This window comes from Fulvitalea axinellae (assembly GCF_036492835.1).
GTDB classification, from domain to species: domain Bacteria; phylum Bacteroidota; class Bacteroidia; order Cytophagales; family Cyclobacteriaceae; genus Fulvitalea; species Fulvitalea axinellae.
Genome location: NZ_AP025314.1, coordinates 1,878,620 through 1,890,900, shown reverse-complemented (window position 1 = coordinate 1,890,900; position 12,281 = coordinate 1,878,620). Strand labels below are relative to the sequence as shown.

The 12,281-nt window shown below is 48.7% G+C and carries 8 protein-coding genes; 2 read left to right on the top strand and 6 right to left on the bottom strand.

The features are described from left to right. Nucleotides 1-7 precede the first annotated feature (7 nt). The 5 genes from AABK39_RS07540 to AABK39_RS07520 form a co-directional block, all read right to left on the bottom strand. Nucleotides 8-2,167 carry a fasciclin domain-containing protein gene (locus tag AABK39_RS07540; RefSeq protein ID WP_338394310.1) on the bottom strand — a complete coding sequence of 720 codons (2,160 nt, stop codon included), beginning with the start codon at nt 2,165-2,167 and terminating at the stop codon, nt 8-10. Nucleotides 2,168-3,044: 877 nt separating this feature from the next. Then, nucleotides 3,045-4,547 carry a xylulokinase gene (locus AABK39_RS07535; RefSeq protein WP_338394309.1) on the bottom strand — a complete coding sequence of 501 codons (1,503 nt, stop codon included), beginning with the start codon at nt 4,545-4,547 and terminating at the stop codon, nt 3,045-3,047. Then, nucleotides 4,522-5,220 carry a deoxyribose-phosphate aldolase gene (deoC, locus tag AABK39_RS07530; protein ID WP_338394308.1) on the bottom strand — a complete coding sequence of 233 codons (699 nt, stop codon included), beginning with the start codon at nt 5,218-5,220 and terminating at the stop codon, nt 4,522-4,524. Before deoC ends, AABK39_RS07535 begins: the two co-directional genes overlap by 26 nt. Before the next feature lie 65 nt (nt 5,221-5,285). Further along, nucleotides 5,286-6,044, bottom strand: coding sequence for an SDR family oxidoreductase (locus AABK39_RS07525; RefSeq protein WP_338394307.1), 759 nt, complete (start codon nt 6,042-6,044; stop codon nt 5,286-5,288). An 11-nt stretch (nt 6,045-6,055) separates the two neighbouring features. Then, a complete protein-coding gene (locus AABK39_RS07520; RefSeq protein WP_338394306.1) occupies nt 6,056-7,273 on the bottom strand; it encodes an iron-containing alcohol dehydrogenase in 1,218 nt (405 codons plus the stop codon). A gap of 388 nt (nt 7,274-7,661) precedes the next feature. Between AABK39_RS07520 and AABK39_RS07515 the strand changes: the two genes are divergently transcribed. Next, the gene (locus AABK39_RS07515; RefSeq protein WP_338394305.1) at nt 7,662-8,456 is read left to right on the top strand and encodes an IclR family transcriptional regulator; all 795 of its coding nucleotides are present in this window, start codon (nt 7,662-7,664) and stop codon (nt 8,454-8,456) included. Here AABK39_RS07515 and AABK39_RS07510 read toward each other — a convergent pair. Beyond that, the gene (locus tag AABK39_RS07510; RefSeq protein WP_338394304.1) at nt 8,453-10,321 is read right to left on the bottom strand and encodes a hypothetical protein; all 1,869 of its coding nucleotides are present in this window, start codon (nt 10,319-10,321) and stop codon (nt 8,453-8,455) included. The two genes, AABK39_RS07515 and AABK39_RS07510, sit on opposite strands and share 4 nt — an antisense overlap. 294 nt (nt 10,322-10,615) lie before the next feature. Here AABK39_RS07510 and AABK39_RS07505 point away from each other — a divergent pair, with 294 nt between their 5' ends. Next, nucleotides 10,616-12,262 carry a DUF4139 domain-containing protein gene (locus AABK39_RS07505; protein ID WP_338394303.1) on the top strand — a complete coding sequence of 549 codons (1,647 nt, stop codon included), beginning with the start codon at nt 10,616-10,618 and terminating at the stop codon, nt 12,260-12,262. Nucleotides 12,263-12,281 lie beyond the last annotated feature (19 nt).

Sequence of the window (12,281 nt, the reverse complement as noted above, 5' to 3'; positions counted from 1 at the left end):
TTGTAGATTATTGGCCAAACAAGACATTGTCGATCAGATGCACGGTGCCGCCTTTGGCCAAAATATTACTGAACCTCGGGTCATCCACCACTACGGCGCCGTTGCCGTTGCCGTCGCGGAATACCAAGCCCGTAACCGAATTCTCTACGCTTACCGTTTCGAACTCCTTGCGTTTTGGTTCTTTGAGCGTATAAAAATTGCCCGATTCCTCTCCGTCGGTGAAAATCACTGCGTCCTGTACAAAATGATAGTCGATGAACTGCCTCAACTCCACTTGGTCTTCCGGGATTTTGTCCCTATTGCGGATAAGCGCCTCGTTTGTCGGTATCAAAACAGTAATGTTCTCCTTGTTCTGAAGCTTGGAGATACTCAAGCCGTTAACATATCCTGCACGTTCCAAAATCTTACGGAACTCCGAATACTCGTCTTTCAACGGACTCAAAACATAAGAAGACAGTGATCTTTGGGGCACATCAAGCACTCCGTCGATTTCGTAAAAAGTCCCGTTTACGCCGGAAGCGTCCGAAGCGACAATATTCAGTTCTTCACCTTGCTCATAATTTCCGCCCGAACGGACTTTCCCGTCTTTGACGCGCAGATAATTACCGATAGCCAACGTCTTGGCAAACTGGCGTCCGGAAGTATTGTCATGATTACGGCCCAAGACCATATGCATCTGAAGAAGCTCCTGAAGTTCGTTATCAGACAGCTCTTCCTTGTCTCCAAAATTATCCTCTTTGAAGTACGTGTCCGTCTCCTCGTCATAGCTGTATCCCGATGCTTCGAAGGCTTCGTTTGTCGGCATAAAGATCGTCCCGTCCCATTCCGGCGAAGTCATCAGCGTGGTTACGCTGCTGTTGAATCGGTACGAAATGTCCAACATATACGAGAATCGCCTGTCGAAAAGCATTTTCCGGGTAACGGCTTTGTAAAGGTTCGGCTCGATTACCTTATTGAGTCCGTAAAAAGCGGCATTGTTAAGGATCGTCGCAAAGTTCACGTCCTTGTCCTTGTCCAAAGAAGTCGGCTGGCCGATTCCGTTCACGAAGTTGTCAAGTTGCGAAGGACGGATCCAAGAAGCGATATTGTGCGTATTAAACCCGTGCGCACTTACCAACGGCTTAATCACCCCGTCGGGAATTTCCTCAATCGAAGCGTAACCGTTTTCGTGAACAAAGCTTTCGGTCAAGTACGTTTTCAAAGTCTCGTTATCCGGAACCGTAAGAACGTTCAACAAACCGAGCCACTCATCATATCCGCCCGTGTGGTAGGTTTTGTCATCTTCCACCCAATCCAAAGCGTTTTGCGTACGGTAAGTCTTCGTAAATACGGAGTCCTTCACGTCACCGATTTGATTACGAGTAGCCCAAGCATCGTACTCGTACACCGCAAAGCGGTTCATCAATTCATAGAAAAGGCTGTATTCCGGAGTTTTGGCCAAAAACGTCTCAGCGTTTACCAACGCCGGAACAGGACGGTCCAATACGTGGATTACACCGTTCAATGCCTTGATGTTAGGCCTGACCGCTACGGCGGCGTGAACGTTAAACCCAGTGTACTCGCTGTCAGGGAAGAAGAAAGTGTAATCGCCCTCTTCCAGCATACCGCTGAACTTGTCGTAATACATTACCGGCAAGTACGTAGTGAAGTGCCTCACTTTCCTTGTTTTCTGCGCTTTGGCGTCATAAATCTCCTGCTGGGGCGGGCTGTAAACCGTCGGTAGCTTAAAGCCCCAACTCACGCCAATCTCCTGACGCGTTCCGCCCTCTCCCGGTTTCTCGCCCCAAGAGCCGGTATGAAAAATATTAAGCCTCAGCATCTGGTCCCACGACATCGAGTTGCGGACGATGTGCGCCGTCACCAACATCTCCCTATCCTGTTCGGAAAGTTCGGCTACATCCTCCACCCCATGCTTGTCTTTCATGTATTTTACCATCGCCTCATCGGTGGGGGGAAATACGGTGTAGGAGCTTTTTTCCAGATCTTTGCGAATGCCCAAAAGGTCAATCGCTTTCACGAACTGGGTCAGATCGCCCTGCGCTTCCATAGCCGTCACCAAACGTTCTCCCAGAGTGTCCGGAATCTCGTAGTGCTCGTCAAGATCAGTTTGGCAACCGATGGCTATGAACAGCAACAGAAGCGGAATTCTGTAAAATTTTCGCTTCATACAAAAACAATTTATGTGTAACAAAAAACTCGGACGGAGCCGAAAAAGCCGACTCTTATCCGTTGAATTCAATTGAAAAACAAAGAATTAATTCCCGATTGGGCATACCTGTCCTGTTATGCGACCTAATGTTTTTTTCACAATTGGACGCACTGATCACCCCTGAAAAACCTACGCAGACGGCTACAGCCGAAAACACGGAGCTTTCCCAGTAGATATCTAAACAGAAATCCGTTAACCGACAGTCAGGATTCCTAAACGGATCCTACGTCGAGACTACAAAACTTAAATGATAACCGATTGTGGTACTCGGGTTTTAAGGTTAAAATCCAATCCGCCTCATACGCTCCTTTCCGCCGACTTTAAGAAATCTCCAGCGGATCCATCCCAAAAATGCGCACGCACACTATCCTGAAAGAGGCACTTTAAAACAATGCGATACGGAAAGCCTTGCCAAATAAGCATCTCCGTCACCATCCAACGTATCAGATTACGCATAACGACAATGCACGGATTCCATATGGCTGGGCCATTATGCTTCCGTGTTCACATTACAATAGTAGATAAATTTCAAAAAAGAAACAAAGTTTCAGATTGGGAATTTCAATAAAAATTAATGTTGATTTAACCGAAGGATTTTCCTTGTAAAGGGATAAAACAAACTGGGGTTATTTCCAAAATCATGAAAACACAAAAACCTAAAAACCTGAAGGTTACAACTAAATAAATAGATTTAAACCCTATCAAAAAAAGCAAGATCAAAAAATCAGGAATCAATTATTTCACAACTTTCGTACTCACAAAAGCCACGACTTTCTTTACACCTAACGTTCTATTAAGCAAAAAAAGCGGGCATAGCCCGGGAAACTCTCCCAGACTAAGCCTCTACTTGTTGCTCTTTGAAACGCTCCAAAACACGACCGTAAGCTTCCGATAACTCTTGGTCGGGAACCAATCTGGAATCTACGCTGCAGATTTCGTCAATCTTATCGTAACCGTTCCATATACCGCACGCGACAAAAGCCAGAGCCGCGGCACCCAAAGACGTCGCCTCTTGGTTTATCTTACTCAAAATTACTTCTTTGGCATAAGCCTGAGCGAAGATATCCATCCAGAATTTATTCTTGGCGCCTCCGCCCACAATAAGCATTTCCGGCATATCCTCACCGCATTGTTCCAATACGTCCAAGGCGATTTTCAAATTCAACGCTATTCCCTCAAACGTCGCCCTGAAGATATCCGACCGCTTGTGTTTTAGCTTCAAACCCGTAAAAGAACCGAACACTTCCGCTCCTTTTTCCAGATTCGACGCACCGGCCAAACTCGGATTGAAAATCACTCCATTAGCACCTAACGTTGATTTTTTAGCCGATTCGGTCATTTCCCTGTAAGGGTCAACACAAGAATCATCGTCGAAAAACAGATTCTTCACCCAATTCAGGCTTGTTCCCGCCGAGAAAATACAAGTCGCCGAGTTGTAATAACCTTTCAGCACGTGAGCGAAAACGTAAGGCTTGTATTCCAAATCGATCACGGGCTTGTCGGACGTGAGGGCCACCCAGGCCGAAGAGCCTAGCGAAGTATAAACCCTACCGCTCTTTATACCTCTGGCTCCCAGCGCCATACAAGAATTATCGACTCCTCCGCAAATTACTTTCACATCAGAGCCCAAGCCCAATTCCGTCGCCACTTCGGGAGACAAAACGCCCAACACGCTGTCCGACGACACGATTTTCGGCAATTTGTCCGTATCCAGTCCGAAACGCTCCGCCCGGTCCAGATCGTATTTCCAGTCCTCAAGCGAAAAAACACCGCTTCCCGAGGCGTCCGAATAATCGGTACAGGCTACGCCGCACAGACGCAGGTTTATAAAATCCTTCGTGCCCAAAAACACCGAAGTCCGATCATACAGATCGGGCTCGTGCTTTTTGAACCAAAGCATTTTGAAAGCCGAATAAAGCCCTTTCGGAAACCCATTACCCGTAACGGCGTACCATTCATCTTCGTTTTCATTCTTAAAAACCTCTTCGGCCACGCTTTCCGCCCGACGGTCAGACCATATCGGCACGGCGTTGCGGAGCAGTTTTCCGTTTTCGTCTATCGGCACGACTCCGAGGCTATGCCCGGAAGTGGAAACGGCGACAACTTCGCATCCCGAAGCTTTCGGGGAAGACATCAGCCCTTTCACCGATGCCTTCAACGCAACCCACCAGTCTTCCGGCGATTGCTCGTGCATTCCGTCTTCGGGATACTCGGTTTCATACGCCCGAAACTCGGAATGCAAGACTTCGCCCGACTCCAGGACCAGGGAAGATTTCAATCCCCCAGTCCCAAGATCAAAGGCCAAAACCGCTTTACGCATAGCCGTTCGATTTTCCATCCAACGATTCCATTATGTTAATGGCCGCTTCCTTTCCTATTCCGAATCGGCAAGCGCCCATATCGCGCATGGCCAACAGCGTATCCAAATCCCGGACTCCGCCAGCCACCTTTATCTTGACGTTATCGCCCACTTCGGCTTTGATAATCTCAACGTGCCTAAGCGTAGTGGCACCGCTCCAGCCCGTTCCGGTTTTCACGAAATCGGCGCCGGAAGCCATCACAATGCGCGAAGCCTCGGCAATTTCCGACTCTTCCAAAAGAGGCGTCTCGATAATAACTTTCAACGGCATTGGAGCAATAGCCTTGCGAACCGCAATGATATCTTCCAAAACCTCCTCGAAAAGGCCGGACTTAAGCTTGGCCACGTTCATAACCATATCAACCTCGTCGCAACCTTTGGCTACATTTTCCTTTGCCTGGAAAATCTTCGTGGCCGTAGACTCGCCTCCCGAAGGAAAACCGACTACGCCACCGACCAAAACTCCGCTATCGTCTTTCAATCGCTCAATCGTATGCTCCAAAAATCCGGGCATAGGAAAAACACAAATAAAACGATGCGTCTTCGCCGCTTCGATGATTTCGTTAACGGCCTTCAAGTCGCTTTCCGTCTTGACGGCGCTTATGTCTATCAGTCCCGCTATTTCGCTTGCGGACACTGCTTTTTTATCCATTGTCAACATATTCAAATCCCCTCCCTACTCGCTTTTACTTTATTAATTCTGCTAAAAACCTGCGCTTACAAGGAAGTGTACCCGCCGTCGATAATCAAATCGCTTCCGGTCATATACGCCGAAGCGTCGCTGAGCAAGTACACAAACAAGCCGATCAAGTCTTCCGGCTTTCCGAGCCTTCCCATCGGGATTCTCGAAATCCAGCCCGGGTGGTAATCCTTCATTCCCGCCACCAATTCCGTAGCGATATATCCCGGACTTACGCTGTTTACCCTAATATTTTCCTGCGCCCACTCAACGGCCAGCGCTTTGGTCAGCGTTTTTACGCCGCCTTTCGAGGCGCAATAATTGGCGATAGTCTGTGGTACGTTCACGATATGCGCGGACATCGAGGCCATATTCACGATAGAGCCTCCACGGCCTTTCATCAAACGAGCGGCGGCTTGGGCGCAAAGAAAAACACCGTTCAGGTTTACGTCCACCACCTTTTTGAAATCCTCGTAAGAGATATCCATCGCCTTTTCGATATTGGCGATTCCGGCGTTGTTGATCGCGAAATCCAGCGCCGGGAAATCTTCCGAATAACGCTCAGTCATCCGTTTTACCGATTCCGGATCCGTAACGTCGCAGGCGTAGGCTTTCGTCACAACGCCAAACTCGCCGGACAGCTCTTCGGCCATCGGGCCAACTTTCTGCGTATCCAGATCCACCAATGCCAAATTTACGCCAGCCTTAGCCAGCTCTTTGGCCAAAAAGGATCCGATTCCGCCACCGGCGCCGGTTATAAAACCGCTTTTTCCCTTTACATTAAAAATCTGCTCCATATCTTCTGCTTTTAAAAAAGTTGTTTCTCCGCATCTTTCGTCAAGGCGATAGTCAGGATTTCCCTGATCGTCTCGGCGGTCAACGGCGTGTGCGACGGCAACATATCATCATCATTGAAGCTGATACGCCTTACGTCGGCCACCACATCGTCAAGGTCTTCTTCCTTAATTCCGAAAGCGTCGAGACGGGTGGCTATTCCGATTTTGTTAAGGAAAGACTCGAACGCGTCGATTCCCGCCAAGATTGTCGATTCTTCCCCCCCCATAGGCACGTCCATTACGCGTGTGGCGAATTCCAAGTAGCGCTCTTTGCGCGTCGGCCACATTTTTCTCATCCAAGACGGCATCACCAAAGCCAAAGAAGCTCCGTGCGCCACGCCGAAACGGGCGGAAAGTACGTGCCCCACTTGGTGCATCGGCGTCCAGGCGTTACCTGGCTGCGAAATCCCGCACAAAGCCACGATCGAAGCCCACTGAAGGTCCGTACGGCCCTGAAGGCTGTTCGGGTTTTCCAAAACTTCCTCTGCGCGGAGCAAAACGGTCCTGAGTAATCCTTCCTGAATCGGATAATTCACCGGTGTGTCTTCCAATCCGTTGATATAGAATTCTAAAGCATGCGAGAATATATCCGCAGCTCCGCAAGCCGTCTGATAAGCCGGCAACGAGAACGTAAGCTCAGAATCCACGACGGCGGCCTGCGGGAAGAGACAATCGTCCCAAACGTAAGATTTTTCCTTTGTCGCCTCGTTAGAAAGCACGGCGCAACAGTTCATCTCGGAACCGGTGGCGGCCATGGTCGGCACCATCACGGTAGGCAAAGCCTTTGACGGAAACGCCACCGTACTTCCGGCTTTGTGGCTTGACGCCACCATATTCCACAAATCACCTTCGTAGTATACTCCGGCGGCGATCGCCTTGGCTGCGTCCATTACCGATCCGCCACCAACGCCTATCACCAAATCAATTTTCTCTTTTTTGCATAATTCAACGCCTCTGCCCACTTCCTCAATGGTAGGGTTGGGAGAAATCTCAAAAAAGGGGCTTACGATAATTTCCCGCTCCTGTAACGAAGCCGTTACCTTGTCTAAAACGTCGGTCAAAAACGTATTTTCTCCATAAGAGACCAACAAGACATTTTTTCCATACGGTTCCGCCACCGCACCTACCTTGGCTACTCCGCCAGGCTCGAAAATAACCCTAACCGGGTTATAAAATTCAAATGGGTTCATACTCGTCACTAAATAAAAAAACAAATTCCAATAATTGATGAAACCGGCACATCGTTCAACATCGGACTGGATGCCAGACCGAAAAGCCCCATTTGAACGCGTGCCGTACACCGTCGGAATTTCGGTGTTACCCGCACCGAATCCCCTTATTTTCAAACAATACTATCCATATTCCGAATAAGGAACAAGGTTTTGTTGATTTAATTTGTTCATACATATGAACTTTATGTAGATGTATGTCTGCTTGCTCCCGGAAATGGTTTTTAAAAACGATTTTTGGACTTTGATCAATCTCCGATTAGTCATAAATTTAAAATTCGTGTCGCGTCCGGGATTACCCAAACTTCGCCTGTGCGAGACTATTTATTTTAAAACTGAAAAAAAGAACATGCCCGAACTGGACAAAAAGTACATAGCCCCAAACCTGACAAAGGCCGTCCAGGTCATCAACTTCCTTACCAACCAACCGGCCGGAGCCACAGTCCAAGAACTCACTGACTCATTGGACGTTGCAAAAACAACCATTTTCAGAATCTGCTACACGCTGAAGCACGAAGGATTTTTTCTCCAGGACGATATTACCGGAAAGTTCAGCCTTTCGAGAAAGTTCCTGCAGGTTGGTCTTGCCTCTATCGGCGAAGAGAGCCTGATGGCGAAAGCCTTGCCGGTAATGGAGCGTATCCGTGACGAATTTCACGAAACTGTTTTGCTCGGAGTGTTGATGAACAACGAAGTATCGTTGATGGACCAAGTGATGGGCGACCATCCTTTCACTTTTTTCCTTAAACCGCGAAGGTCTTTCGTCCTGCACGCCTCGGCGCCCGGAAAGGTCTTTTTGGCAAACCTACCTGAAGAAAGATATGAAGATCTCGTCAACGGCCTGACGCTGACAAAATTCAACGAAAGAACACTCTGCACGAAAGAGACGCTTTTCCCGGAGCTCCACAGAATCAAAGAGCAGGGTTATTCCGTTGATAGGGCGGAAGAAATTGACGGCGTACATTGCGTAGCTTCCCCTATTCACAACCAACACGGACAGGTAATCGCCGTTATCTGGATGACGGGCCCGGCTTTCCGTATTCCCGAATCGGATTTTCCCAAAATCGGAGAGTTCATGAAGGCCGAATGCCAAAAACTCTCAGAAAAATTGGGTTATACGGAAAAGAAGCCGCAAACGACCTAAAACGGCAGAAAAGACCGGCCACCATCCAGAGCTTTATATACAGGTCCAAACCAAGAGGCGAACGCTTCCAAGCGTTGTTCTGTTTCGGCATCGTTACAGTCTTTACGCACACGTCGCAAAGACTGTAACGCTTCTTTCTTTCCGCCCGGCATCGCTATTCCCACAACCTCGGAAAATTCGTCGGCGAGGGCTCCGAGCGCCATCTCCCTTATTCTGTCCAAGGCTTCATTTTTCAATTCCGCCACCGCTTTCAGTTCGCCACTTGAACGCAGTCGGTCGTTGTATTCTTTTTCCATTTCAGCTTCCTTTTCCTTCATTCTTTGAAGCAAACTCGCTGACCATTCCTGACACTCACTTCTCCCCAAAACCGCTACGGTTTCCCCTAAACTCCGCCATTTCCCTATGACCGTCTGCCATAACTCCTCCACATGCAAGCCGTATGATTCCCGAACCCTAAAGGTCACTGATCCCGCAGGTAATGTATCCGACCACTCCTCATGAAAACTGTAACCCTTATCCGTACCGTACATCTTGAAGTGATAAGGCTGTTCCCTGAAATCCGAGAATGACAGGTTCTTTTTAAATTCTTCCCTTACCAGGCAAACTCTTTTCCGAAGATCCGAACCTTCATCCAAAACCGATTCTCCAAATTTCAGTATGCCCGCGGCCTCTTCCCACAAAATGTAAACCGCCGAAGACAACACCGGCTCCTCTTTTTTATGCTCGAAATACCTCTCCACCAAATCCCGAAACATTCCGAAACGAAGCCACAACCGTTCAAAAGCCGCAATTAGCTCTTTTACAGGACGCAAATACCACGTATAATTTTCCAATGTCACCGAATCCGACCCGCTTCTGGCCACCACGGCCCCGTAATGCATATTCCACAGGATTTTTGTCTGTTCCCTGATCATTTCCTCCGGTGCCTTGGCCCCTTTTCCCAAGCCGTATTTCCCGTAAAGCCTTTCAAGTCTCTCCCCGAAGACACCCAACGCTCCGCCAATTTCCTCTTCCTCGTCCCACAGAGGAGCCAGTTTCAAATACGCCTCGCCCACCTCCGGGCACGCAGATTCGTTAACGCCCCAAAACTTGGCGCGTTCCGTCAAAACCGACTCTGGCGTTTCCTTGAATGTCTCCCTTAAAACCTCCGCGGATTTTGAAGGCGTGTGAAAGCGCTCACCTTCGGGAAAACTCTCTCTAGGACTTTTTCCAGCCTCCATTCCCTCAAAAGCCTTCCTTGTCATTCCCGACTCCGCAATTGACGGCACTTCATAATTATCACTACCGAAAACAACCGCTTGGGTCAAATCCCCCGTCGCTCCCATAATCCTGCCCGCCATCTCGGAGCAATCCACACAACCGTCTATCGTGGACAAATCAGGCACAACGGAAAACAGCTCTTTACCGGAACTGCCCAAAACCAAACTGTTCCCTTTGTCCATCACAAACCTGACCAGCGAAGCCGAAGACTCGAAAACACCGTTCGAATGCCTCACCACATCTTCCGTAGTAAAAAACCGCCCGACACGCTCGGGGCTGTCCTCCAAAGCGAAGGCCTCGTCATCCGCCACCTTCAGACCTGGGCGAGACTCCCGTCGGCCTTCTTCCAGAAGATGTCCCTCCGGTACTTTTCTTTTGGTAAAATGTCCTTCCCCCTCTCCAAAAAACTCGGACCGCTCCGATACGCATCGGGCAAGCTCCTCCAAACGTTCCAAAGCCAAATGCGAAAATGCCACGCCTCCTTTACCCGGAACATATCCGCCGGCGGGCACTTTTGAATAACGCTGAACCACACCGCCCCCGGCCTTTCCCTTTTTATTCCGAAGCCCATCACCCTTTTCTTTTCGCTCACGGAAACGGAACATGCGACGATTACGGTTTTGGTTTAAGGTTCAACCCCAAGTCCTTTCCATTGTTAACCTTCTTATCACCGTTTGTGCCAGCCAAAATGAAATGAGAATACATAACGCTCAATTACCCCTCGGCTTAATCCATTTAAAAATATGATCACTCACAAACAAGCGCAGACAGATTCATTAATTAGGCCAATTCCCTATATTGCTTAAGACAAACTAAAGAAGCCGGATTATCAACGCACACAACTAAGAGTCAAATCTCCGAACCTTAGAATGGTCGCCGGTTTCAAAAATTTATCGATTATGAGAACAAGCCGTATTTTTATCGCTTTGGCTTTGGCGTACTTACCTTTTTCCACTTTCGGCCAAACCAAAACCCAAAACATCAAATCCAAAATAAAAGACGTAACCGTCTTTCTTTCCGGCGCACAGATATATCGTGAAGCAAAAGTCACCTGCCCGCCGGGTAAACGAACGCTCGTTTTCGATAACCTGCCCGCATCGCTCCGTCCAAAGAGCGTACAAGTGGGCGGCCAAGGCGACTTCACTATCCTTTCGGTCAACTTTAACAAAAATTACCTGGCAACTCCAAAACCCGAAAACAAGACCAGGGAACTGAAGGCCAAAGCCAAAAAACTCGAATACCGGATAGAAGAAACCGAAGCGAAAATCAAAGCCTTTGGAGATGAGCATCAACTCCTTACCGCAAACCGCAACTTGGGTGGCAAAGATTCCGGCCTCGACATCAACCAACTAAAAGCCGCCGCGGACTTCTACCGCACGCGTCTTAACGAAATCCTGCAAAGCACCATACAGCTAAAGCAACAAGTCAAAACGGACCGTGATCAATTACGCAGAATCAAAAACGAATTGGCCAAACTGCACGGCCCCGCCGGAAAATCTGTCGGGCAAGTGCTGGTCACCGTCACAAGCAAACGCGGTTTCTCCACCAAAATGGCGCTTGGCTACTTTATAGACGGCGCTGGCTGGACACCGCGTTACGACGCCCGGGTAGCCAGCCTTAATAAGCCACTCCGCCTTAGCTACAAAGCCGATATTTTCCAAATGACGGGGGAAAAGTGGGAAAGAGTCCGCTTAAGCGTTTCCTCCGCAAATCCGGATATGTCCGGCCAGCTTCCAGAGCTTCATCCTTGGTATATTCGCCAATCGTCCCCTCAATTATTCCAGTCCTTACAGGACAAAGTCGCCGGAGTACAGATTAGCGAGATGGCGGACGATGAAGATATTGATTTTGAAATGGAAGTTGAAGATGAAGATGACTCCGAAACAATGTTCCAATACGACAGCAAAAGAGGTCCAAAAACCACCGCAATCCGCACTTCCGGAGCTGTTCGTTTCGATATAGAGGAGCCTTACACTTTGGAAAGCGACGGAGAAAACCGCACTGTCACCCTAGCCCGCCATAAATTACAGGCCGACTACAGCCACCATTGCGTACCCAAGCTCAACACCGCCGTATTCCTAACAGCCGACCTTACCGGCTGGGAGAGTCTCGATCTTCTGTCCGGCGAAATGAGCCTCTACTACGAAGGCATGTATGTAGGCGACTCGGAACTTAATACCAATATCGCAACGGACACACTTAGGCTTTCACTTGGGCAAGACCGTGGCGTAGTGGTAGAGCGCGTAAAGAAAAAGGCCTTCAGCAAAAACCAAACACTCTCGAATGCCCGCAAGCAAAGCGCCGGCTGGGAAATCCTGATTCGCAATAACAAAAAGACGCCTGTCAACCTCACCGTTACGGACCAGTGGCCCGTCTCCCGTCGCAACAATATCAGCGTAAAGCTTTTACAGGCCCAAGGGGCGTCGAAAAATGAGGACAACGGCAAACTTACTTGGAAGCTAAAGCTAAAGCCAATGGCCAAGAAAACTCTTTTCTTCGCCTATGAAGTAAAAGCGCCGAAGAATATAACGGTCCAAATGCAATAGGTCTTCCACTCCAAAATCA